Annotated in this window: 22 protein-coding genes; 10 read left to right on the top strand and 12 right to left on the bottom strand. The window is 38.1% G+C overall.

Annotation, left to right across the window (positions count from 1 at the left end):
- The first annotated feature begins 190 nt into the window (after positions 1-190).
- Entirely contained in the window at positions 191-451 is a 261-nt protein-coding gene (locus MMH89_RS02420; RefSeq protein ID WP_258567862.1) for a hypothetical protein, read from the top strand.
- A 276-nt stretch (positions 452-727) separates the two neighbouring features.
- Positions 728-1,123: a hypothetical protein gene (locus MMH89_RS02415; protein ID WP_258568785.1), complete on the top strand. Its 396-nt coding sequence runs from the start codon at positions 728-730 to the stop codon at positions 1,121-1,123.
- A gap of 166 nt (positions 1,124-1,289) precedes the next feature.
- On the opposite strand, the gene MMH89_RS02410 is transcribed toward MMH89_RS02415, so the two are convergent.
- The 3 genes from MMH89_RS02410 to MMH89_RS02400 all read right to left on the bottom strand — a co-directional run bounded on the left by MMH89_RS02410 (position 1,290) and on the right by MMH89_RS02400 (position 2,522).
- The gene (locus MMH89_RS02410) at positions 1,290-1,592 is read right to left on the bottom strand and encodes a hypothetical protein (RefSeq protein WP_258568784.1); all 303 of its coding nucleotides are present in this window, start codon (positions 1,590-1,592) and stop codon (positions 1,290-1,292) included.
- Positions 1,593-1,599: 7 nt separating this feature from the next.
- The gene (locus MMH89_RS02405; protein ID WP_258568783.1) at positions 1,600-1,866 is read right to left on the bottom strand and encodes an ankyrin repeat domain-containing protein; all 267 of its coding nucleotides are present in this window, start codon (positions 1,864-1,866) and stop codon (positions 1,600-1,602) included.
- A gap of 533 nt (positions 1,867-2,399) precedes the next feature.
- On the bottom strand, positions 2,400-2,522 hold the full coding sequence (locus MMH89_RS02400; protein WP_258568782.1) for a hypothetical protein: 123 nt from the start codon (positions 2,520-2,522) through the stop codon (positions 2,400-2,402).
- Positions 2,523-2,744: 222 nt separating this feature from the next.
- On the opposite strand from MMH89_RS02400, the gene MMH89_RS02395 reads away from it, so the two are divergent.
- On the top strand, positions 2,745-3,803 hold the full coding sequence (locus tag MMH89_RS02395) for an ATP-grasp domain-containing protein (RefSeq protein WP_258568781.1): 1,059 nt from the start codon (positions 2,745-2,747) through the stop codon (positions 3,801-3,803).
- A 258-nt stretch (positions 3,804-4,061) separates the two neighbouring features.
- On the opposite strand, the gene MMH89_RS02390 is transcribed toward MMH89_RS02395, so the two are convergent.
- From MMH89_RS02390 to MMH89_RS02375, 4 genes are read right to left on the bottom strand one after another with little or no spacing between them, the layout of a single operon-like run.
- The gene (locus MMH89_RS02390; protein ID WP_258568780.1) at positions 4,062-4,634 is read right to left on the bottom strand and encodes a hypothetical protein; all 573 of its coding nucleotides are present in this window, start codon (positions 4,632-4,634) and stop codon (positions 4,062-4,064) included.
- On the bottom strand, positions 4,607-5,179 hold the full coding sequence (locus MMH89_RS02385) for an ABC transporter ATP-binding protein (protein WP_258568779.1): 573 nt from the start codon (positions 5,177-5,179) through the stop codon (positions 4,607-4,609). Before MMH89_RS02385 ends, MMH89_RS02390 begins: the two co-directional genes overlap by 28 nt.
- A gap of 12 nt (positions 5,180-5,191) precedes the next feature.
- Complete coding sequence (locus MMH89_RS02380; protein ID WP_258568778.1) at positions 5,192-6,277, bottom strand: ribonucleotide-diphosphate reductase subunit beta; 1,086 nt, start codon at positions 6,275-6,277, stop codon at positions 5,192-5,194.
- A 19-nt stretch (positions 6,278-6,296) separates the two neighbouring features.
- Positions 6,297-9,122, bottom strand: coding sequence for a ribonucleoside-diphosphate reductase subunit alpha (locus MMH89_RS02375; RefSeq protein WP_425491987.1), 2,826 nt, complete (start codon positions 9,120-9,122; stop codon positions 6,297-6,299).
- 1,380 nt (positions 9,123-10,502) lie between these two features.
- Between MMH89_RS02375 and MMH89_RS02370 the strand changes: the two genes are divergently transcribed.
- The 3 genes from MMH89_RS02370 to MMH89_RS02360 all read left to right on the top strand — a co-directional run bounded on the left by MMH89_RS02370 (position 10,503) and on the right by MMH89_RS02360 (position 14,805).
- The gene (locus tag MMH89_RS02370; RefSeq protein WP_258568776.1) at positions 10,503-11,474 is read left to right on the top strand and encodes a hypothetical protein; all 972 of its coding nucleotides are present in this window, start codon (positions 10,503-10,505) and stop codon (positions 11,472-11,474) included.
- A gap of 344 nt (positions 11,475-11,818) precedes the next feature.
- Positions 11,819-13,381 carry an APC family permease gene (locus tag MMH89_RS02365; RefSeq protein ID WP_258568775.1) on the top strand — a complete coding sequence of 521 codons (1,563 nt, stop codon included), beginning with the start codon at positions 11,819-11,821 and terminating at the stop codon, positions 13,379-13,381.
- A 23-nt stretch (positions 13,382-13,404) separates the two neighbouring features.
- Positions 13,405-14,805: a hypothetical protein gene (locus tag MMH89_RS02360; protein ID WP_258568774.1), complete on the top strand. Its 1,401-nt coding sequence runs from the start codon at positions 13,405-13,407 to the stop codon at positions 14,803-14,805.
- Between the two features lie 14 nt (positions 14,806-14,819).
- Here the strand turns inward: MMH89_RS02360 and MMH89_RS02355 are convergent, their stop codons facing one another.
- Positions 14,820-15,248, bottom strand: coding sequence for a SixA phosphatase family protein (locus MMH89_RS02355; RefSeq protein ID WP_258568773.1), 429 nt, complete (start codon positions 15,246-15,248; stop codon positions 14,820-14,822).
- 122 nt (positions 15,249-15,370) lie between these two features.
- Here MMH89_RS02355 and recD2 point away from each other — a divergent pair, with 122 nt between their 5' ends.
- A complete protein-coding gene (recD2, locus tag MMH89_RS02350; protein ID WP_258568772.1) occupies positions 15,371-17,485 on the top strand; it encodes an SF1B family DNA helicase RecD2 in 2,115 nt (704 codons plus the stop codon).
- Positions 17,486-17,518: 33 nt separating this feature from the next.
- On the opposite strand, the gene MMH89_RS02345 is transcribed toward recD2, so the two are convergent.
- From MMH89_RS02345 to MMH89_RS02335, 3 genes are all read right to left on the bottom strand, one after another.
- Positions 17,519-17,761, bottom strand: a complete 243-nt coding sequence (locus tag MMH89_RS02345; RefSeq protein WP_258568771.1) for a hypothetical protein — start codon at positions 17,759-17,761, stop codon at positions 17,519-17,521.
- 41 nt (positions 17,762-17,802) lie between these two features.
- The gene (locus MMH89_RS02340; protein ID WP_258568770.1) at positions 17,803-18,888 is read right to left on the bottom strand and encodes a hypothetical protein; all 1,086 of its coding nucleotides are present in this window, start codon (positions 18,886-18,888) and stop codon (positions 17,803-17,805) included.
- 140 nt (positions 18,889-19,028) lie between these two features.
- Positions 19,029-19,235, bottom strand: coding sequence for a hypothetical protein (locus MMH89_RS02335; RefSeq protein ID WP_258568769.1), 207 nt, complete (start codon positions 19,233-19,235; stop codon positions 19,029-19,031).
- A gap of 230 nt (positions 19,236-19,465) precedes the next feature.
- Here MMH89_RS02335 and rsmG point away from each other — a divergent pair, with 230 nt between their 5' ends.
- On the top strand, positions 19,466-20,056 hold the full coding sequence (gene rsmG, locus MMH89_RS02330; RefSeq protein WP_258568768.1) for a 16S rRNA (guanine(527)-N(7))-methyltransferase RsmG: 591 nt from the start codon (positions 19,466-19,468) through the stop codon (positions 20,054-20,056).
- A gap of 13 nt (positions 20,057-20,069) precedes the next feature.
- On the opposite strand, the gene MMH89_RS02325 is transcribed toward rsmG, so the two are convergent.
- On the bottom strand, positions 20,070-20,600 hold the full coding sequence (locus MMH89_RS02325; RefSeq protein WP_258568767.1) for an RsmD family RNA methyltransferase: 531 nt from the start codon (positions 20,598-20,600) through the stop codon (positions 20,070-20,072).
- Positions 20,601-20,740: 140 nt separating this feature from the next.
- On the opposite strand from MMH89_RS02325, the gene MMH89_RS02320 reads away from it, so the two are divergent.
- On the top strand, positions 20,741-22,873 hold the full coding sequence (locus MMH89_RS02320) for a PD-(D/E)XK nuclease family protein (RefSeq protein ID WP_258568766.1): 2,133 nt from the start codon (positions 20,741-20,743) through the stop codon (positions 22,871-22,873).
- Positions 22,860-25,880 carry a UvrD-helicase domain-containing protein gene (locus MMH89_RS02315; RefSeq protein ID WP_258568765.1) on the top strand — a complete coding sequence of 1,007 codons (3,021 nt, stop codon included), beginning with the start codon at positions 22,860-22,862 and terminating at the stop codon, positions 25,878-25,880. The genes MMH89_RS02320 and MMH89_RS02315 overlap by 14 nt, the downstream gene beginning before the upstream one ends.
- The last annotated feature ends 3 nt before the right edge of the window (positions 25,881-25,883 follow it).

Raw genomic sequence — 25,883 nt, 5'->3', positions numbered from 1 at the left:
TTCCAAATTTAACCATGAACATAATAAGAAAACCTTATTTTCAAGCAATATTAGCCAACCCTAGCATTCAAGAGTCATTAAGCGACAAAAGTGTTACATTCGCTGACTCTATAAACAATTTAAAAAATTTGAGAAGTCTATAGCAGAACTTAAATTAACAGGCATTAATAAATTACCATTGGTTAGCCTATTGAAAGGTAGAAAAGATATATTAACAGAGGGTATAAGCGAGATTGAGCAGTTAGCTGATATAGTAAGATTACGATTAACACTATTGTTTGAAAATAAATCTATTAGGTTATTCAACTCTTTAAAAACTGATGAAATCGAGCCCCCTCCTCGCCTACCTATTGAGATAAGAGAACACATTGCTCACATATACTATTATCGTTATGCTGTGGGCCCTCAACTATCCGCTAGAGCGCATAGGAATCAGTTTTATAGCTACTAAATGCACTCTGCATATTCACCAATATTGGTTCACGAGTAAATATCAGCCAGTGTCGCTGCACTTTAATTCATTAGGCGCTAGGCAAACTGCCCTCTTCTACTTTACAAGTCCCTTATATTTTATTATAGTAGGGTAAACTACTAATAATAATAGAAATAATTATGTCAAGATCAAAAAATAATACAATTAAAAAAAGAAGTTTCCGCCGGTATTAAAGCTTTTAAAAAGCGCTCTGCAGTTGCTAATGCAACTTCTTTTCCTATGCTTCTTGCAACAATGAAGAGATTGGTTGAAGAAAAATTAGCCACTGAATCATTTCAGTGTCTTCGTTGGCACTTATCTTATATGCAAAGTAAAGATCTGCCAAAATATTTGCAAGGTCTTTCAGTAGAAGCTTATCTTAACATGCTCACGCTACCAAAATTTAAGAAACAATTTATTACTCGTAAGATGGCAAGAGTTAGTGCAACTAAGATTAAGATATCTAATATTTCTCAGATAGGAATTAATCGCCGACAGGATATGTTGATCAATAAACTACAATGTAAATTGGATGTTGGATTTGCAGCAGCTAATGTTTTGAATGCGTTTACAGTGGTTAAAGAAGAAGTTGCTAGCGAAAAACCTGCACTAGTAGCGCAATCTGAAGAGCTGACGCTAACAGCATTATAATACAGGCTTTGATGCAACAATCGTTCCAGAGGGCTAAGTCGTTATTTACACCCTTTAGAGGATAACATTTGATCGGTCAAAACAACCTCTAAATCGCAATCGTTTTGAGTTACTTTCTTCGATGATTCTAGTGTTGCGCATAGATACTCCCCCTAACCTTCCCTAGTTATTTGGGCGCAGCAGCGCCCTCTCTTACAAAAAGTCTTGAAAGTAAGTCTTTTGCAATATCTGCAACTTTCTTTAGTACAACCTCATCATGTCTCAAGGCATTCCTTTTTTCGATGTACTCCCGAATTTCTCTTTCTACATCTGAGTAATGAACCGCGCCTATATCAGTTATTAGTATCTTCTTGTTACGACTTAACGTCCATATCTTATGCACAACAGATAATGCATCTAACCTTGCATATAAGGACTTGGGGTATTCTGAAAGATCTTCAGTTTTTACTTCAGTTCTTAAGAGAGCCATAGCATGTTTAAATAGCACCTTCAGCTATAAGCGCTTTAATGACTTCTACGTAGCCTTTCTGTGCTGCGATATAGAGAGAGATTGTACCACTTGTAGTTGGCTGATCAACCTTAGCACCTTCATCTATAAGCGCTTTAACGATTTCTCGGCTACCTCTTTCTGCTGCGATATGGAGTGGGGTTTGACCATGGACATCGCTTAGATTAATGTTAGCACCTGCATTAATTAAGCTATTAACAGCCTCTAAACTACCTTGACGAGCAGCAGCATGCAAACCTTGACGCTCACTTCTTCTTTTAATGGCCTTCTTCTCATACCCTATACCTTTATTATATGTAATTACAATAACAAATCCTTTGGCTCTAGTCTATTGAAGCGTTCATCAGTAGACTTATTGATGCTACGTCATGGATATAGACGCTGAGTAGTTGGCCTCTATAACATTTAATCATTCTCGGTACAGTTTAAAAAACTAGGGAGAACTTTAGCGTCAGTTTAATTTGATTTACTAACTTAAAAATATATGCTCATGAGATTAAGAGGTTAATTGAAAGAGTAAGATTACGATTAATGCCCTTTTTAGGAAAATAAACCTATGTAGTTGTGCAATTCTGTAAGCTCTAATGATAATGAGCCCCCTCCCCGCTTATCTCTTGAGATAGAGAACATATTGCTTTTTATACAGTAGATACTAAACTACCCAACAGAAGTGCGTATATGGATGAGTATTTGTAGATACGAAGCACGGATCTGAATCTTGAAAAGCTTATCTATCTAGCACTAAAGCGCTTAACCTCAAGCTTTCTTTTAAAACTCTATTCGTTTTATTGGCTCATCAAGTAATATTTCAGCTTCGCCTTTAAACTGACTTATATCCCACTTTCCTTTTTGTACACATCGTAGTGCTGCAATGCTTTGCTTAAGCATCATAGTCTTAATTTCGTCTTTAACAAGAGGTAAAGGAACCTTTGAGCATTTCTTATGCAGTTCTATTTGTAGTTTTAACTGTTATACAGTAACAAAAATATTAGAAACTAGCTTACCCTAAGAAGGAACACATACTCTGTGTCGAATGCTGCATTGACTTTTGCAAAAAAAATCTGACAAACATTATATTTGTATAAAATAAAAACTATTGAAAGGGAATTTATCATGCACACTTATTTCTATCACAACTCTAAGCCTTATTATCAGGAGCACTCAGATATAAACAGCAATGCTAGAGCAAAAGTCAAAGATTTTACACTTACTGCGCTGTGTTTATCTAAAACACAAGATATTGTACAAATATCACCTGGCAAAAAATCTGACTATGAGTGGTTAAAGCAGCATTATAAGGCCTGCGGATTAAGTGTTAGTCAGAATATTTTCTATGCAGATCAACAGCAAACTTTACCCAATGGATTTGAATTATCTAACTACAGCAAAAAAAACGATTCTTTTGCAGCTGCATACTTTGATAACAAAAAAAACTTTTTACAATTCGCAAAAAAACACGGTGTTGAGCACCCTAATACTACATACTATGACTGTGTGACACAAATTAAATGCATAGATCGCCCGGTAATGTTGAAAACAAATACCAGTTCCGCAGGCAGTGGAAATTATTATGTTCAATCATTAGCTTGCTTAAAAAGCATTCCGACACATACGCCATTACATGTACAAGAATTGATTGAGGATATTCAATCAAGTCTGAGTTTACAGTATGAAATAACATCACAAGGCTACACTTTTATAGGGGCAACAACCATGTTTATTAATGAAGACTTTTCATGGGCAGGTTGCTGCCCTGCCCGTATTGATAAGCATACACTTACACAATACAATCATCTAGTTAAAGGGTTATATAAACAGGGTCTTAGAGGCCCTTTAAGTTTGGATCTGTTACAGCGGGATTCAGGAAAATTTGCTGTCCTAGAATGTAATCCTAGGTTTGGAGGAAGCACATACCCCTGTATGCTTGCACACCGGCTTAATATAACACAGTGGGTATATCGAAAGTTTAGAGTAAAAACCCTGAAACAAATTGAATCTGTGAATAAGAGTCATAATATTTTTTACAGCCCCAAGACACAAAAAGGTATCATAGTAGTACACTGGGAAACAAAAAAACAAGATTTAGACTGTAATATATTAATTGCAGGTAATCACTCAGAGCAAAGAGAAATTATTGATATTCTTCATAAGCACCAAATCCGTCTATTATAGATAGTAAGAAATCCGCATAAAATATGAACAACCTAAGCCGCCTTTCTAATACCCAGATGTCCCTCAAAGCTACCGACTGAATCAGGCTTGTTTTCATCAAACAAATGGTTGTGGCTATAGGAAACACCTGCCGTTAACATGAGTTGACTCTGCTAAGTAATAAAACATACCCTTAACGGGACACAGCCCCCCCACACACTTACTGCTATATTTTTGAAATAAATCTAATGATGATGGCATAAATGTGCATTATAATCTTTAGAGACCTACCCTAATAGCAAGACGTAAAAATTTAGGATAATAACCTAAACATAATAACCATACCCCAAATAATAACTCTAAGACATGCGTAGATTGAGAAGACATCATCCCCAGTAAAATCAGAGGGAAAATCAATGGCACAAATAATGCTTGAGCAAAAAGTAAATGTGCAATCTTTTGTGTAGCACTCATAATGATTGTCATTATCTTTAGCATAAGATCAAGTACCAAAAAAAGAGTGATCCCACCTACTAAGTGAAATGTACCAATCCCAAATATGACCGCAAATGGTAGCGACAAAAACATAGAGTGCACCAAAGATTTATAACGTATAAGACGCGTATCAACACAAGCTAAAATAAGCTGCTGCATACTACCATTATATAATTGTGATAAAAGCGGTTGCATGGCTAATACCCATAACGGTAATAACATCCAAATAATGTTAAATGAATACCTTACCTCTTCTATTAATGTCACTAACACCACACACCACAGCATAATCAGTGATGCTATTTGCCACTGATAATGACGAATATGTACTAGCTCAAGTTTAATAAACGTATACATGGAGACGATGTTTTAAAAAGATTATTTGAGTGTGTTGAGACAACTGCGCCACCACCCTTTTTGATATGGCCTTCAATCAAAGACTCAAGTATATTTGAAGCATCCTGATCTAAACCACGATCAGGCTCATCCAATAGCCAGACCTTTGCTTTTGATAGATATAACTGACATAAATTTAACTGTTGCTTTTGACCTAAAGACAATTGTGCAACATCCGCATCTAAATCAAAGTTAATAATCGTATATAGTGGATCCTCAGCACTCTCACCCAGCATAAAATACTGCATATACTTTAAGTAATTACGTGCAGTTAACCCACTAGCAATATAATCATTGTCAGGAATCCATAGGCTCTGATCACTATCCAGCCAAAACAACTCATCATGATAATAGCCAGCAAGTGCTTTTAAGAATGTTGACTTTCCTGCACCATTTCGCCCTTTTAAATGAATACATTCACCGGGATAAAGACAAAAAGCAGCATGTCTTGCCTCCTGTGTTGGATGCAATGGAATACATGCTGCTTTTAATAAGTAATCAGTCACAAAGTAAGTGAATTAATCCCACTCAAGTGCGCCACCTGTTTGGTATTCTGTTACTCGAGTTTCAAAGAAGTTTTTCTCTTTTTTGAGGTCAATTATTTCACTCATCCAAGGGAATGGGTTCTCTGCACCTGGCCACTCCTCTTCTAGACCAACCTGCTGTAATCGTCTATTACCAATATACTGCAAATAATCTTTGAACATTTCTTTGTTCAAACCCAGAACCGGATTTGGCATTGTATCTTCAGCATATGCATACTCAAGCGCTACACCTTCTTTAATGATCTGTCTCACTTCCTTCTGGAAGTCTTCAGTCCATAACTCTGGGCATTCTTTGATGATTTGGTTAACCAAGTCTACACCAAAGTTCAAATGCATTGATTCATCACGGAAGATATACTGAATCTGCTCACAAGAACCTGGCATTAAGTTTCGTCGACCTAATGACAGTACTTGAACAAACCCTACATAGAAGAATAAACCTTCAAATACTAAGTAGAATGCGATTAAGTCTCTTAGCAACTTTTGGTCGTTTTCTAATGTTCCAGTCTGGAAGCCTGGATCAGATAATGCACGTGTAAACTGAACAGACCAGTTTGCCTTATCTGCCATGGACTTAATCTCACGATACATATTGAAAATCTTAGCTTCATCAAGTCCTAAAGACTGTACAATGTAGGTATAAGACTCCATATGAACCGCTTCTTCGAATGCTTGCCTCAACAAGAACAAGCGACACTCAGGGCTAGTAATATGTTTGTACATACCTAACACAAGGTTGTTAGCAACCAATGAGTCTGCTGTGCTTAAAAAGCCTAATGTCCGCTCAAAGATCTCACGCTCATGCTCACCCAGTGTTGACCACTGCTCAATATCCCTAACCATGGCTATTTCATACGGGAACCATGCATTCTTACAGGTATCACGATATTTATCCCACGCAAATTTATGTACGATTGGGAATAATTGATTCACATCATTTTCACCACCTTGGTCTTTTGCACGCTTATGTGAATTAATAACCATCGTGTCTTTAAGACTCTTTCGACCAGCGCCTAGTTTTATCTCACCTAGACCGGCAACATCTTTTACATCATTCATTTATGTACTCCAATTTAATTTACTGACAAGCTTCACAATCTGGATCTTCAACCGAACAGAATTGAGGCTCATCTTCACGTTTCACTTTGTTTAACTTTCCATCATGGATGGTTGATTTTTCACCATCACTTGCCCCCACTGCACGCAAGTAATAAGTCGTTTTCAAACCCATCTGCCATGCAGATTTATAGATATTATCTAACTTCTTACCCGATACATTAGCTACATATAGGTTTAATGATTGACTTTGATCAATCCATTTTTGCCTTCTAGATGCACACTTAATTAACCACAATGGATCAACTTCAAAGGCTGTCTTGTATCTAGCTCTGATCTCTGCAGGTATTCGGTCTATCTGCTGAATACTACCGTTGTAATATTTCAGCTCTTTAACCATCACATCATCCCATAACCCAAGCTTTCTTAAATCAGCGACTAAATACTTGTTTACGACCGTAAACTCACCTGATAGTGTTGATTTAACTGCAAGGTTCATATAGGTCGGCTCAATAGATTGAGACGTATTTGATATGTTTGCAATTGTAGCAGTTGGTGCAATCGCCATTACATTAGAGTTTCTCATACCATAGAGCTTCATCTTCTCACGTAAAGATTTCCAGCAAAGCATACTCTTATTGTCCATATCCAAAAGCGTACCACGGTGCTTTCTTAGTAACTCAATTGAGTCGATGGGTAAGATTCCACGGTCCCAAAGTGAGCCACGGTACGTTGAATAGAAGCCACGCTCTTTTGCTAGCTCTACAGATGTATCAATCGCATGATAACTAATGAACTCCATTAACTGATCCGCTAACTCAACAGCCTCATCTGTATCATAAGAGATTCCCAAACGGTAAAGCATCTCTTGGAAACCCATCATTCCCATACCCACAGGTCTATGCTTCATATTTGAGTTTTCTGCCTCTGGAACAGAGTAGTAGTTCATATCGATTACATTATCTAGCATACGAACTGCTGTTCTAATCGTCTTAATCAACATCTCTTCATTAATAAGACCATTTGCAGCTGTAATCTGTGTATTTTCTACCGGCTGGGCTAATACATGACGCTCTAAGTTAATGCTTCCTAAGTTACATACAGCTACCTCATCTTTACTGGTATTCAGTGTAATTTCAGTACATAAGTTAGATGAGTGAATGTCACCAACATGAGACTGAGGGTTCCTAATGTTACTAGGACACTTATACGTCATCCAGGGATGGCCTGTCTCATATAGCATGGAAAGCATTTTACGCCATAGGTGGTTAGCCTCTACAGTTTTAGACATAATCTTGCCTTCTCTAGCAAGCGCTTCATACTTCACATACTCTGCTTCAAAGTCTGTACCATAAGTATTGATTAGATTTGGGACCTCATCAGGTGAAAAGAGTGTCCAGCTCTCTTTTTCAATCACACGCTTCATAAACAAATCAGGTATCCAATTTGCTGTATTCATATCATGTGTTCTTCTTCTGTCATCACCTGAGTTCTTTCTTAGGTCTAAGAAATCATAAATATCCAGGTGCCATGTTTCTAAATAAGCACACACAGCTCCTTTACGCTTGCCACCTTGGTTTACCGCAATAGCTGTAGCATCTGCCATATTCAAAAATGGAACAACACCTGAAGAACGGCCATTCGTGCCTTTAATCCATGAACCACTAGCACGTACCTTAGTCCAAGAAGTCCCTACACCTCCTGAACACTGTGAGATTTTAGCTTGCTTAAGGATATACTGACCAATACCTTCAATACTATCTTCTACATCTAATAAGAAGCAACTCGACAGCTGAGGTCTTTGGGTTCCTGAATTGAACAATGTGGGTGTTGCACACATATAAGAGAACGTTGAGATCTGGTTATAGTACTCAATAGCACGCTTATTTTTTGCTCGACCCTCACCCAAAGCAAGTCCCATAGCAACCCGCATAAAGAGTATCTGTGGCATCTCAATACGTGTTCCTTTATGGTGAATGAAATAACGATCATATAGTGTTTGCAGCCCAAAGAATGAAAACTGATTATCTCTGTCACACTTAATTGCTTTAGACAAACGGACTAAATCAAACTTCAAAAGATCTTCTGATAAGTAACCATGCTCAACTCCTCTATGTACATAGTCAGATAAGAGCTTACTATAATCAAAGTCTGGATCTTTTAGTTGAATATCCTTATTTTGGAAAAAGCTCAAAACCTCTTCGCTTAACTTGTGCTTCAAAAGTCTTGCAGCAAAGTATGAATAGTTAGGATCTTGCTCTACCAATGGACGAGTTACCATAATAAGAGCACTATTTACACCGTGATAATCAATGCCTGAATAAAGATTTTTATAGGCCATATCAACAACTATATCGCAGTCAATACCCGCTAACCCAGTTGCTAATTTTTTCAAGAATGATAATAATCCAGCCTTATCCAAACTTTTGACGGTGCCATCCGGAGATTTAATCTTAATTGCTGGCTCGTAGCCTGTTTGAATTTCATCACGTTCATTAGCACGCTTTTTACGATACTCCATGAAGTTAAACATAACATCACGGTTGCCGGACCCTTCAAACGCCTGTTCAACACAGTTTTGAATTTCCTCAATATGAACAACACCACCATTTGGACGTAAATCCTTAATAGCCCTTATCGTTTGAAATGCAACATCTGTTGCTACCTCATCCAAGGACTCTGTATTCACATCAGACGCAAGCAATGCTTTTCGTATCACATTTTTAATACGCTCCTGATCAAAGGATACTACAGCACCATCTCGTTTAATCACTTCATAACGATCAGGACTAAAACCCGCATAATAAGTTGGCTCATCATTACCTTTTTGATCTTCCGAAGCACTCATTTCAAGCCCTTTACCCTGAATCAATGCGAAGACACGCTGCTGATCTTTCAGGTGGAAAGCTTTTTTAGTTATTGGATTTAATAAGCGCTGCTCACTTATAACTAAATTTTGAGCTAGAACGCGGATATCAAAAGTTGTTCTATCAATAGCTACCAACAGAAACTCGTTAGGCACATTCTGTCCAGATGGGTATTGCTCACCTGGCATTTTGCTACAAATATATAGCATTACTCTGTATAAAAACTCATGAAGCTGGATGTAAGCTACATCTGCCAGCATTTTGTGCAAGAGACTTAGCGGCTGCACAAGACGCTTCTCATCCTCGTTCTCACACGCCTCTAGCGCAGCATTTATTTGCTTGACTAGGGGTGCTGGCACTGTTATCTGGATGACAGAACACAAATCCTGTAAATCCTTTGGCCACGCCTGCCAAAACTCTTGTTTATCTTTTACCACTTCTGACATTTAAAATCTCCTTTAACACCATATATTGATTAACTGGCTCTCTTAAACACAATATATAGCCCCCTAATGGTTCAGCTCAACATAATTTTAAATATATATGAGCTTTTTCTTAAATTACAAAAACATGCGGTGAGCCCCAAATAAAGTATATAATTATCATGCATATAATTAGAGGAAGAAAAAATAACCAACAAAATCATATCTTAACCAACAAGCCTTGAGCACACCTAATATAAAAGAACCACAAGCAATTGTTTTAAATATGAAAAATATGTACAATAAATGATAATTAAAATATGATTATAGATAGACTTACCCCGAAGTGGAAGACAAGATTAAGCAGCACCTACCAAGCCTCAGCCCATAAAGACTGTGTATGCTAAAGCTATAACCCAAGCATATGCTCATCAGGCTGATATACTAATAAAAGAGCAAGGCATTCATTAGCAAAAGTAGTGATCAAAAATCTGATTCATTAGCTCAGGTAATCAAAGATAAATACACAAGCAAGTTAAAAAAATGGATTACAAAATCTCACCAAAGATATTATAAAAGATTAGCAACACAAGAAGACTCCCACGCCCATTCTAACGGTGTTGTTATCTATATAAGTGATAATGATATTGTTATGCCTTGAGGAAAGTTAGTGATCACTGAAAAAGATGGAATATTATCCCCCCAAGTTACATTCATGTGTATCAAATAGATTGGGGCACTTACTTATATAGATAACAGCAGCTGTTTAGTATAGCTGCCAGGCTTCTTCTATGAGTATCATCATTCACTAGTATACTGACCATAAAACGTCAGACCACTACAATTAAACAAATAAAACAAGCACATACTTCAGAATTGACATTCTTTCGTAAAAATGTTATTATAAATCAACTGCATAACCAGGCACCCGAGATGAGTTTGAAAACAAAAAATAAACAAGCAAACCACAAAAAAGTATCAAGACTTAAGTACATCTTTATTTATTGTGTATCTTACTTATATCTTCGATTTGTAAGAAAAATACCTTTAGCTGTACAAATAATCCTATTTCCACTTATTCTCGTAGGCTTTATATTGGACACAATCTTCCATGCTATATTATATGGAATATTCATACTTAGTGACAAAAAAGATTATACTAAGCTAAAAAAGTCTATTCTGAAATTTTATCAAAAATACTACAACCGATTGGAAGTAAGAAAAAAACATGAGAAAAACATCATGATTCATATTCATGAAGATGATCATAACGGATATATCGTTAGCAGCTTAGGCGTAGCTGGAATATACGCTTTAACTAGAAAGTTGTCTAAAAAATACAACATTTATATTAGACACTTCAATGATGAAAAAGGTATAAATCAAATCATGCGCGATGAAGCACATAAGAAAACACCAAACAATCATTGTGTACATGTTATTTATGCTCATGGAGGTAGTGTAAACCCTGACCCACTTTATAAAGAACTTTCAAAAGAAATGACTAAAGAGGCAAAGACGGCTGCATCAATGATTAATGATGATATTAATTTAGAGAGACCAGAGTATATAAAACGTATAAACGATGGGATGACTAGTAGTCAAAGATTTAAGAAATCACTGATTGGTGCTTTTAGCAAAATCTCAAAGCATTGGGATGGTGGAAAAACTGAAGAACATTTAAAAGATTGCTTTGATGGGTGGCATTCAGAAAAAGAAGATGATAAGCAAGTTTTTGATGAATACAAACATGCCTCTAAACTAATTTACTGGGGGTGTCACACTCAAGGTAGTCACGAGGCACCCAACTATATTGGTAGTAATGATACAGTTTACCCTGGTGGAGAGCTGCTGATCAATGAAGAAAATGGAAAAACAACCCCTCAAGTTACATTCATGTGTATTAAATAGATTATATATTCAAGGCAACAATCTAGTTGATATATCGACATGTTTATTTTGTGAGCACAGTTATTCATTACTGTAATCCTGATCATACGTATCAACCAAACAATCAGTTACTACACTTAATACCCTTTAGTTTTACGATTTGGACTATGTTAAAATAGAGGAAAGCTTACCATCAATACATTCATGATAAGCTTAACTGCTATTAAAATTATGTTTTTACACGCTGATAGATAGATCATAGACCGCTCTATACATCCTGATAAATTATCTACTTGTCTTCACACATAAAATTGCTTAAAAACTTTAAATATGTCATGATTACAACAGTTTTAAAACATAGTGTTATGTCACAATTGAAAAAAGAAATTTCATCTTTTGGCCTCCTAATGACCTCATTAAGCGCCATGATCGGATCTGGCTGGCTACTCAGCTCAATGGTAGCCGCCAAGCTAGCCGGTCCTGCTGCTGTTCTAAGCTGGTTGATTGGTGGGATCATGATTGCATTTATTGCGGTGTGCTTTTCTGAGCTATCAACTGCCTTTCCTGTTGCTGGTGGTATTGCACGATATGGTCAATTCAGCCACGGAAAATGCATTAGCTTTATTATCAGCTGGCTGGCTTGGCTATCATGTGTTGCTGTAGCACCAACTGAATCCATTGCGATATTACAATACGCATCACGCTTTTTTGACGGATTAACCTATCAAGTAAACGACACCTTCTTATTAACCAACCTTGGACTAACCTACGCTGCAGTACTGGTCTTTATCATGGCTTGGATCAACCAAAAAGGAATTAAAATGATGATCCGGTATAATAATATATTGACGATCTGGAAAATATGTGTCCCATTATTTGTACTAACAGTACTCGCTTATCATCAATTTATACCCAGTAACTTCACTGACCAAAGCTTTATGCCTTCAGGTATGAATGGTGTTCTTTCAGCATTATCTACCACTGTTATCTTCTCATTCTTAGGCTTTAGGGAGTGCACCTCTCTGGCTGAGGAAGTAAAAAATCCACAGCGATCCATTCCCATTGCTGCTATCGGATCTGTATTATATTGCACCGTTTTTTACGTCATTATGCAAAGTGTGTTTATTGCCTCCATGAACCCAGATGCATTCTCTCTTGGCTGGGGTGCGCTTAGCTTCGATTTTGATGCAGGGCCTTTTGCTGGACTTGCTTTAATGCTAGGGCTCAAATGGCTAGCAACTATCATTTACATCGATGCCATTATCGCACCTATGGGTGCAGGATTAGTGTATACAGCAACAACCTCCAGGCTGCTACTAGCCATTAGTAAAAACGGCTTTTTACCCCCTGCACTTCAAAAGCTAAACAAAAATCAAGTTCCTCAGTTTGCTCTAATAGTCAATGGACTTGTAGGACTTGCACTCTTAGCGCCGTTTGAAGACTGGGTAGCATTGGTTCGTTTTCAATCAGTTGCAATTGTTGTTGCCTATGCAATTGGTCCTATCGCGCTTTTAGCACTGCGAACAACCGCTCCCAAACTTAAGCGTCCATTTAAACTACCTTATGCCTATTTCTTCTCAACGGTAACACTTTATATTTGCTTTTTATTAATTCACTGGTCCAGCTGGGAGAATGTGCTTGCTATAATTATCAGCTGCCTAGCAGGACTCTTTATCTATTTCCTACATTCAGGAACAGAAGATATGCAGCATGCTAAGTGGTTTATGATCATACTGACAACCTGTGGAATCACTGGCTACTTTGGTACTTTTGGTGGAATAGAAGCGCTCAATATTTGGCAAGAGTCGCTCATACTCCTCATAGGTAGCATCCTAGCTATGTATTTCGGTGTTAAGCAACGAATCAATACTGACCAATATACTAAATATATTGAAGATAAAGAAACAAACTATTATGATGCAATATAGATAGCTTTCAAGGATGAACAAGTATGCCAGGATCACGCACAGATAAATTAACTCCAATTAATCTGATACCCTTTGAGTTCAAACATATTGAGCCGCTAAAAGCACATTCTTTTTTAGATCAACGTAGCTATTCGAGCAGCAACGGACACATCAAGATAGACGCTTTTTACCAATATAGTGAGAACCAGTCTACTCGACTGAGCTTTGATGCCCCAATTGAAATTGATGAGTTTGATGTTGTTCAATACTTTAAAGATCAAGACAAAAACCCTCTATATATTGAGTACACACACAATAGGATAACACGGGCTATTATAGATAGTCGGTACACGAGTGATGCAGCAATAGATGAACCTGTCCCCCCAATCATTCAACCCTATATACAACTTATGATTGGCAATCCTCCGCTACAAGAAATACCAAGCACAGAAAATATAGAACAAAGTCTCACAACGTATCTAGGCAAAGTTGATAAATGCGAACAAACTACATCCATTAAAACCTGGAGGTTTAATCGCTTTAAAAGTAAAAACTGGCATTTCACAGATCATAAAACAGCTGAGTCAGTCCCTGTCGAAGGTATTACGCTATTTGTAAACCAACCTAAAACCACTGATGATGTTTATCTATCCTACACGAGCAATAGAAAGTTTTACCACAAACTTGGAAATGACTTTAAAAGTATTAAAGAGGAGTTAACCGGCGCAACTTGGGCTTCAGAAATAGAGTGTATTATTCATGACCGACATACTGAAAGCTATTACGCTGTGCTGAACAGCTTAATTCCTGGCCTTAACACACAAGATTTTATATGGCCCCACATAGCCATTACCAAAGAAAATCCTACGGTCATACCCGTTCTTGAAGAACACCATATACAACGATCAGAGGACTATGCTAACCTTACAGTACAAGTCCTAAACAGCAGTGAACCCAACTCTATGAAGCGTGGGTACATGATCATATCCTCACACCCAGGACTATTAACGATCAATCCCCCCTTCGCTTACAGCAGCATTCCTGTTGAAGCGCTTTCAAGCCAACAGACTGAAAGAGCAATTACAAGACTCGAGCTTAGGCGCCCGGGTCCACTACAAGAATCTTCCGCACTAGCTCCAGAAGAAACTGTTATTAAAAAGCCGTTTAAACGTTCAAAAATATGGCTCGTATTAAGTATCTTAGTTACATCAGGAGCTGGTTTAGTAGTTGGGCTTTTAAAAAGAATGTACTGGCAATACATTATGCCAGGAATGATTTTACTTTCCTTACTCATGCTCATCAAAGGAAAGTGGTTGAGTAGAAAACCTAAAGCCAGCACTGAACTACAAGACCCACAAGCCACTGAAACTGAACACCCTTTTAACCAAACACATAATCATCTAGGACATAATCATCTAGCGATTACAATGACTAACAGCCTGTAGAAAGAGGGTTGTAACTAATCTTTTAGAACATACTCTAAATCATCTGAGTTAATAAGGACACCTGTACCTGCTTTAAAATCTACTTCTTTAAGCGGAAGATCAGTTAGCCTTTGAAGCAGTGGCTGCATCATCGGATGATGGGTTACAATCATTACATTTTTATGCTGACTGAGATAAGGCGTTAGATCCTCCATCAACTCGTTCAAGTCTTTCTTATTAGGAGACCCATTAACATAGAGTTTATCTAATACAACGGGAACCTGATCAGAAAGGATCATCCCTGTTTGCTGTGTACGCTCTGCTGTCGATGTTAATAAACAATCCCACTGAGTATTATATCGTCCCCGCACCGCTTTAAGCCACTGTATCCCCTCATCTGTTAATGGTCTTTTAAACTCATCTCCATCTGTATGCGCTTTACCATGCCTAAATAATCCAATCACCGTACTTCCTTTTCTGTATATAACTATTAATGTGACAAAATATAAACTCAATGTCCAACATTATACCATTGAGATAGACTTCACTTAAATGAGCATGTATTCTATCTCAGACGGAGAATTAAATGACTGAAGCAACAATATCTGGCATCTGTGAACGCGTTATATATCACAACGAAGAGAATGGATATACCATTTTCAAAATCAATACTGATCAAGGCATTACGATAACATGCACCGGCTCGTCACCACTGATTAAAGAAAAACAAAACTTACGCATAACAGGCACATGGAATAATAACCCCAAATACGGAAAGCAACTTGATAGCAGCATTATCATTCCTATCATTCCTAAAGACAAACACAGCATGTTGCAATATTTATCTTCAGGAGTGATCCCAGGCATCGGTGAAGGATTTGCTAAAAAACTAATCGACTTTGCTGGCACTCAATTATTTGAAGTACTGGATAAAGACCCTGCATCTCTTTATGAAATCAAAGGGGTTGGAAAAAAAAGAATTGAAACCTTATTAAGCCACTGGCAAATGCACCGTGCAAGCCACGAGGTATTGATGTTTTTACAAGGCTTTGGAATCGGCCCTAAACGAGCAAATAAAATCTTTCAAACCTACCAAATGGACACAATGTCCGTTTTACAATCAGACCCTTACCGCTTATCACAAGATATCCATGGAATAGGCTTTAAGCTTGCTGATCAAATTGCCTGTAAAACAGGTATTGCCCAAGATGCACCATGTCGGATACTCGCATGCATACACTTTATTTTAGACTCAGCATCACAGCAGGGGCACTGCTACCTACCCTTTGCCGATGTCCCTAAAAAAGTTGAACAACACATTGAAGTCGTCATTTCAACCCCAGAACTTGAAGCGATCATTAAAGATGACAACCTGTTTGTACATGAGCAACAAAAACTTTATCTAAAAAAGATCTACCAGGCTGAGCAAGAGTTAATTCAATCTATTCAAAGACTCAATCAAGGTGAAAATGCATGGCCGCTTTCAATACAAAGATATAGCTTATCTGATTTATCATGCTCAGGACACCAACTCTCTCAATCACAGCAATCAGCCATTCAAAATACGCTTAGTCAAAAAATAGGGATTATAACCGGTGGGCCAGGTGTCGGGAAAACCACCATCACTCAAGCTATATTACAACTTGCTAAAGAAGCTAAATTACGCATTTTGTTGTGTGCACCTACAGGCAGAGCTGCGAAAAAACTCTCAAGCTGTACCAACCACTCAGCCAAAACAATTCATAGACTGCTTAAAATTGACCCTGCAACGAAAAAATTCAAGCATAATGACAATAGTCCGCTGCAAGCAGACATTATTCTTATTGATGAGTGCTCAATGATTGACGTATTTCTAGCACGCAGCTTATTTGCAGCAATACCTGATTATGCCAATGTTGTATTAGTAGGCGACATCGATCAGCTGCCCTCAGTTGGACCCGGTGCTTTTTTAAATGATATGATTCAACTTAATCCTGACAAAACAGCTTATCTCACCGAGATCTATCGGCAAGGGCAAGATTCAATGATTATTCAAAATGCACACCGAATTAATCAAGGAAAGACCCTCCTGCCCAATCAACTCGACCAATTATCTGACTTTTATTTTATCAGTGAGACTTGCCCGGACACGCTCCACCAACGAATACATACGCTAGTCACGCAGAGGATACCAAAACGTTTTTCACTTAACCCCATGTCTGATGTACAGATTTTAAGCCCCATGCACAAAGGAGACCTTGGCACTGGCAAACTAAATGAGCTACTTCAAGATATCTTAAACCCGCAACACAATAAAACATCTTTTAAATTCAGGGTTGGAGACAAAATCATACAAACACGTAACAATTATGATAAAGATGTCTTTAATGGCGACATAGGCTTTGTTGTAGAAATAGACTCTAATCGAAAAGAAGTTACTATTAATTTCAATGATTCATACGTTTGCTACTTATTCTCTGAACTTGATGAAATTCAACTTGCCTATGCCATCAGCATTCATAAATCACAGGGGTCTGAATATCCTGCAGTTATCATCCCTCTTGCAATGCAACACTTTACCCTACTCGAGCGAAATCTAATTTATACTGCTGTCACGAGGGGTAAAAAGTTGGTCATTATTATTGGCGATTTAAAAGCACTCAATATGGCGATACGCAATAAAAAAAGTCATAAAAGAAATACCACTAAGTTTAGTCTATAGCCTCACACCCTATGAAACGTCTAAAAAACATGCCTATAGTCCTACCCCTCCCCTATTAAAGTCCTGAAAGCCAGGCTCAGGCAAACTATTTAATAGATCATGAATACTACGCACATTAAAGCTTGAACGTATAAAGTCTTTTCTATTATCAGATATAGCTTGCCGCTTGGAATATTCCTCTAGGTGTTGATATGCCCCTATAAAAGAATGCTCTGAGTCAGCCGTTTGTGTACTAAGTTTTGCATTTTTTAACTCATCAAATTTAGGCTTGTACAACAACCTCTTCTCTGTACAAAATTCTAAAACTTCTCTCTCTTCTAAGGCCCCCTTTTAACAAATCCATATTTGACAAAGTTTTCCCTTAAAGTAAAGTAAAGTTCCTCATGAGCCTTTTGAGAATAACTTATCACGCACTCAAAAGCTTTACGAATTGTGCAGCGATCCAATAAAAAATTATCTACTGCTCTGAGAATAGTTTTATAGTCTACCAACTTGCCTTCCTTACTAAAGCGGAGTGTACTCAGATAATTTTTCAATAATTGATCATATTTAGGGACTTGGTAATTCAACCAAGAAAGCCTAAGCAAATTAAATTCCTGTTGAAAACTGATCCAGGACCTAATATGACTTTTTGTTAAAACGTCATCCAATGAGAGTTGAAATTGCTGCAAATAACTCTTAGTTATAGTCGTTGCACCCGTTGCAAAAGCAATCAATGACAGCCATCCTTCGCGCTTTGTAATGATAGAACTTTTAGGCATTAACCCCTGAATTATAGACAGCGTCTTACTATCAACTGTATCTCTGAATGATTGACTTGTTGTTTTTTCATTTAATGTTTTTATAAACGCAATCTCTTCATGATCGAGAACTTTCTCATCAGAATTAAAGCTGAACTGATCACATTGTCTAGCGTATCTCTTATACTTTGACGAAAAAAAGACAGAACACCCTAATACATCCCTGGCTATTATCTTTTTGAATTCTTCAGACTGGTGTTGTACCTTGACCAAACAATCAAACGGTAGCTTACCTGGATAAAGGACGCCAATATTTTGAGTGAACTTTTTACACTTTGCATTCAAATGCCGTTCAACCCAATAGTAGCAGAATGCAGAAAGTGAAAGGGTAATACACCCAGCAAATAGTACCCACCAAACACTTTGGATAATAGAGAGGAGAATAACGATGATTAAAGGACCCAACCCAAAGCCTAACAGTAAGATCCCTGCCATTAAACCTTTTACGGTCTTTGCCCTGCTTCTAATGCTCTCAAGTAATTGTTCAAGATGTTTAATCTGATGACTTATATTTTTATGAGCCTTTTCTGACTTATTGCCAGCCTTGCTCGTACCAGTCTTAGTCGTATTAGCTGAATGTCTTAAAAGATTTAAAACGCTCATAGTTATTAGCTCCCTGAAACCTACAGAAAGCTTAACTTACTCAATCTAAATTGTCTACCATAAGCACCATACACTGACACTAACTGAATATAACAACCAATTACGCTATGCCAAAATATTAGACTAAATATCATGCACTTCTAGCGCACCCCCTCATAGCCAAAGCATGGCGGAGATTGTAATGAGCAAAAAAATCTGCTCCGTGGGCCCTCAGGACTAGGAGATACCGTCTCATTATGATCACACTGAACAGCGTCTCTATTGCTAGAAATAGACTTACGCTCGGAATATGCCTCCAGCGTTTTACATGCATCTATAAACTTAGGATCATCTCTTCTTTCTTTCATCTGATCATACGAAGCCCTAAAAGTCATGCGCCTTGAAACGCAATATGCCTTTAATCCACCCAATTGCACTTCAAGAAATCCAATACTACATTAAGTCTAAATCAATTCCTATCAACTATTCATAAAGATAGATAACTGGCCTATCAGCTAGCTTTTAACCGTCACACTATAGTTATTAGTGCATTTATACTATACTGAACTGAAGTTAACTAAATTTTAAGTGGAATTTTATGAATCATTTTCTTAAAGAGAACATACAATTATTAGGAATAAAGTGTCGTGATCAACAAATCAATCAACTCGATCAGATGCTAGCGTTCCTAGGAACCTGGAATAAAAAGCATAACTTAACCAGGCTGACAGAGAAACGCGACCAAGAAATTTATCACATATTAGATGCACTTTCTGCTAGTCACTATTTTGAACAATCAAATACGATACTTGATGTGGGTACCGGAGCTGGTTTTCCAGGAGTTCCACTTGCTATTATGCATCCAAATAAGTCATTTCACCTCGTTGATTCAAATGGTAAAAAAATAGCCTACCTTAGAGCTTTAATACTTGATCTTGGTCTAAACAATGTAACAGTTTATCATGAGCGAATTGAGCAGCTTCCTATTCCAAATATTGATGCAGTCACCGCTAGAGCCGTTGCTGACCCCAAAACAATCATTAACTTAACACAACACTTAAATCCCAAAGCGTACATACTCTATGTAAGTAAAAATTGTCCGGGTACTGAGAAGGCTAAGATTATCGAGTTAAATGTCCCTGAATCTAACCGAACACACTGGCTGTATTTATTACACAATTCTGTTTAGATCTTTCACAGGCTTAAATAACACGCAGTAGGTGCATATACACATTAGATACTTTTTTATGTTTAATCACCTGAAAACGATTATCTGTGATCACTGACTTCCACTCAAAATAAATAAAGGTTTTATTCGAGAAGCTGCTGCAGCATAAATTGAGCAACTCCAGGCACAAGCCCTCATCAGAAAATGGCGGGTCAATAAAACAAACGTCATAATCACCCATAATCGGTGCAGGCAGCTTGAGACACTCTGTTTTTAAATGCTCAGCACCTATTCTTTTAGCCTCAGAAGCAATCATCTGACAGTTAGATGCGTCTAGGTCGATACAGTGAGCGCTACTCGCTCCCCAAGATAGGGCTGTGAATGCTAAAATACCCGATCCTGAAAAGAGATCGAGGCAATGCGCACCTGGAAGTATATCTCTAATCCAGTCAAATAAGACTGTCCTTACCCTAACGCCCGTTGGTCTCATCTCATCAGAAACATAACAAGTTATTTTACGATTATGATAACGACCGCCGTTGATCTTAAGCTGACTTTTTTCCATAGAGTTCAAACCATTATTACAATGCTATCATGACATAAATCATAGCTAACCTCAAACCCTGGCATCGAACCGATAACTCTTTAATCATTACCGTTGCCTATCTTAAGCAAATTAGCTATATTTAAAAACACAAAAGAACAATGCTTATGATCCTTATTGCTCGTGACTCAGTCATCCCCTTTGTTCCCAAAAATAAACAGTTCACAATGCTTGATGACTGGCTGTCACAAATCACACAAACAGTACCTGAGTGCGCTACACCACCAGCAGTTATTCACGCATTACTTGCAGAGCAAAGCCATAAAGATCATGCACCACAACTGGCGCAACACATACAACAGCTCCTTAACCAATCACCAGACTGGCTCCAAAACTTCACCCCTCAACTTACTACTGAATCTTGGGTTTATCAGCATTACCTGCAACTAAATACTTCATTAAAGACCTTAGGGCTATACCACCCATGCGTACTACCTCACCTAGAAATAAACCCCCTCAACAGTCTGCATAAACCTACACAGCATATTGGCTTGTCTCATTACAGTCCGGCTATGAGCGCACGCTTAGCACAATGCTCAATTACTAATCATCAAGATTTATCCATTATATCAAGCCATAAACATTATGGGTTTGATAGCTATGACTTAGAGGTGGAAGCAGCTCTTAACTGGCAAGAACAGGACCCTAAAAATAGGATGGTTATTGGCCTCAACCTCTCAGAGTATGCCAATGCATTATGGCGCGCTACACCAACTATAGCAAGCCACGACCATCAGTTACTTCAGTATCTATCTGAGTTCCTTGGACCTAACCCCAAATTATATCACACACTAGCGCAAATAATTAATCCTGACTACAGTGACACCCGAATAATTCCTAGAACAACCTATACACCACTGCCTAGCACAAACCCATCCGAAACTATTTCACATGCTACATTTAAAGCACATATATTATCAAAGTTAGCTGAAATTAGATTTAATGAGGAAGATATTGTTATAACAAATACTTGTCTCGAACTCTCCCAAATGATAGATCAGCTATCGCCACTGAGCCTCATTTATCACAAACAACCTTACTCATGGTGGCATCACCAACTTACCCAGCTAGTTAATAGACCTGACCTACCCCCAATTCCTACGCTCAAGCAAGTTCAAGGGTGTATCTATAATGAATTATGGGTCATAGGATGCAGTCTTGAACTTGCTGGTCAGTATACACCGCCTAAATGGCTCCCTAGCTTACCCAAACCCCAAAGTGAAATTAATAGCCTCTCCAAACTATGTAAACACCTCATCACCTCAGCGCTTAAAATCAATTCTGATGGGACGAGCAATACCCCCGTCAACATTTTAGGAAGTATTGAGGAGCAATCCTATCCTAAACCGAAAACACAACCTCAATGGAGTCACTACTCTGACCAACAGGTACCCATCAACGAAGTGAAAGCATTAAGTGCCAGTAAACTTCAAGACTTTCAACAATGTCCATTTAAATCCTTTGCTAGGCATAGGCTTAAATTAAGCGCCCTAGAGCCTGAATGCTTACAACCTGCAGCAAACATATACGGAAATATTGTTCATGATGTGCTAGAAAACTTATACCAAGACATTAAACAACAATCCGATCTCAGAAACTTATCAAAAAATTGTATACAATCTATGATTAATATCGTTTGGCAGAAGCATTTATCTGAAGGCCATGAAGCGTTAACTCATATACTTAAAGAAACACTATACAACCGCATTCGACAATGGATTGAAGCGGATCAATCGCGCCCAGACTTCAACATTAAGGCATTAGAATCTAAAAAAACCATACACCTAAGCGCACAATACAGCATCAATGTTCGAATCGATCGAATTGACTCCAGTAACAATCAACCCATACTGATTGATTATAAAACAGGCAGCACACAGATCCTTGATGCCCTGAACCCACAACTCACACAGCCACAGCTCCCCATTTATTCTCTTACGCAAGACATAATTCCCATTGTTGCGTATGCAAATATCACTCAAAAACCCAAAATTCAAGATCTTGATCTTAGCTGTGCTGAAACATTGAGTAAAAAACTCAAAACACGCAAATACCCACTCCATACACCAGAGTCACTGAAGCAACAGTGGACACAGGACTTACTTAAAATCATTGATGCATATCATCAAGGCGCATACCCTGTGCAACCTGCAAACGCACTGACATGTCAAACATGTGACTTTGCATCACTTTGTCGTTATCACCTAAAGGATGAGCACTATGAAACCCGTTGATCACGCCATTAGACAACAAGCTATGGATCCTTTTACATCAGCAATTGTAAGTGCGCCTGCAGGGTCTGGGAAAACCTACTTATTAACTCGAAGAATTTTAAATTTACTCATTCACTGCGACCAACCTGAAGAGGTAATCGCTATTACCTTCACAAAAAAAGCAGCTGCTGAAATGAAACACAGACTTATTCAATGTCTAACTGAAGCTCAAGAAGAACCTGCTATCAATGCACTCAAACACAGCCAAATAAATAATTGGGATATCTTAAACAATACCCACAAACTAAACATCATGACCATTGACTCATTTACAGCATGGTTACTGGATCAAGGCACACCCTGTATCTCAGGTAAAATTAGCGCTTCTCCGGGGTTATTGTATCGTCAAGTTGTTTATCAATACTTCCAGCAAGACAACTGGTGTGAAGCTCAACATATACTTTTAAAAACCTTAGAGGGTCAATATCAACGACTAGAAACCATGCTCTGTGATTTACTCAGTAGCAGAGACCAATGGCAGTCGTGTCTAGACTCTTCCATAGAAGGCACCAGTCAACAGGGGATCCAAGCACTCATCGCATATTATACCCACCAATGTGAGCGCTACTTCTCAACTTATAGCACAGACATTCAAGCACTCCTTGCTAATATAAACCATGTGACTCAACGATTTGAATCGACCACCCTCTACCCAAATGAAAGTACGCTCCATACCTACCAATCTCTTCATCACATCTTACTCACAACAACCCAACAAATACGGAAAAAACAAAATAAAAAACAAGGGATCTACTCAAAAGCATTCATAAGCGCGTACCCGGATATTGAGCATCTACAAAAACAAAGCCAACAAACGATTGAAACATTATCTGAATATTTAAAAACATCACCCGAAGCATTAGAGGCTCTATCTGCGGTCAGCCTTTTACCAGGACAGCACAACTCAGATGAAGTCAACTTTCTCAAGCATCTCACAACTATTCTACGAGACTTAAACCAGAGGCTTATCCACTTACTTACCAGTACCCAACAAACAGACTTCACACAAATAAGCCACCAAGCTATCCACGCGATTAAACACGACACTGCGCTTCAGACATTCTGCAAAAAAAATATTAAACATATACTCATGGACGAGTTTCAAGATACTGCCTATGGTCAATACCAACTGGCTGAAGGTATTATTAGCACCTGGGATAAACATGCACATCATACTTTTTTTGCTGTAGGTGACCCTATGCAGTCTATCTATCGATTTAGACAAGCAGAAGTTGGACTGTTCCTCTCTGCACAGAAAAAACCAATTGCTCATATTCAGCTCACACCATTAAGCTTAACATGCAATTTTAGAAGCAATCAAAAGATGATAGAAGCAGTTAATGAGCACTTTCAAGAGATCTTCCCAGAGTCTGATAACCCACTATTTTCAGCAATCAAATATCGTCCAGCAATCCCTACTAAAGGCAGTAATGAAGATGATGGCATCTATATCCAACAAGAGCTCAATCCTGATCCAGTTGCACAAGCATCCCGTATTGTCAGTATCATACAGTCACTACAACTTAAAAACCCAAATAGCTCAATTGCTATCTTAGGACAAACACGTGGTCAATTATCTAAAATCATCCCCTTACTTGAACAAAAGAACATTGGCTTTAATGCAATAGATATATACCCCATCATGCAGCTTAGTGCAGTATCAGACTTAACGGCTCTACTTGGCTACCTATCCAATTCCAGTGATACAATTGCTTACTTTAGCATACTACGCTCACCACTCTGTGGCTTAAGCACTCAAGAACTATATGCACAAAGTAATCATGCTAAGCACCCTCATGTCCTAACACTACGAAAATACATAGCACATGCAAAACTAAGACACCCAGCAGCACCAGTAAGCCAAGCATGGATGATTTGGTCACTGCTAGAAGGTTACAAACGTTATCATCACAGTCAGCACCATGCTATTCAACAGTGGTTTGATGTTTTGCTACAACTACAATCAGAGCACCACCCACTTGATCGTATGAGTATTGGTCACTATTTTAGCCGATCATTTATGAGTATTACGCAACCTAACTGCAAGCTGTCATTACTCACTTCACATAAATCAAAAGGCCTAGAATATGATCATGTCATCATTCCTCACTGTGAGAAACGAAAAGCACCTGCCTCAACACCACTGTTTTACACTGAGTCCGCATTTGGGCCCATTTTACAACCCAACTTTTTAGATAACCTACAAAATAGTGAGTACTTTAAATCCTTAAATAAAAAACGAGACACATTAGAATCATTTAGACTATTGTATGTAGCAGCAACTCGTGCAAAAAACACATTGCATATTGTAGGCCACTTTGAGCAAGGTGCACCCACCAATAGCTGGCTAGCAATGATGCTCAAAAAAGAAAGTGCTAAACATACCCACATAATTACCAATCACACAGAAATACATTCGGAAGCAAATATTAAACCGTACCACCCTCGCACAATAACCCCACTAGTTGCGCAATCAGCACCTACAGTAACACTCAAAGAGTCTAAAGTGCACTCACAAGCAGATAAAGGAACCGCGCTGCATTTGTTTATGCAGTATTACACCCATGCAAACATTGAGATGATCTGGCAGTTACATCTAAAAAATCATGCCTTTTCCCATGATGAAATTAATGAGTTAAATCAAGCCAAGTTACAAATAACCAAAAACCTTGTAGCTAGCAAGAATCAATGGTTACTTCAAGCCCCATCTGCCTATAATGAAATTAGCTTTGACGGACGGTGTATTGGTTTAAATAGAGTCGTTATTGACCGACTGATCCTAATAGACCAAACATTTTGGGTCATAGATTATAAGTTCCCAAATACTTTTCACAATAATGAGAAAATACAAGATTTATACAAAAAACAGGTTCAGGAATATATGCAAATTGTACAAACTCACTACCCACAGTATAAAATCCGCGGCGGCGTGTATTTACCTTATTATGACCAATGGGTTGAAGTATAGTTA

It is taken from the genome of Candidatus Comchoanobacter bicostacola, assembly GCF_024172705.1.
Taxonomy (GTDB): Bacteria; Pseudomonadota; Gammaproteobacteria; order Comchoanobacterales; family Comchoanobacteraceae; genus Comchoanobacter; species Comchoanobacter bicostacola.
The sequence above is the reverse complement of the archived record's forward strand: the minus strand, read 5'-3'. Positions and strand labels throughout refer to the sequence as shown.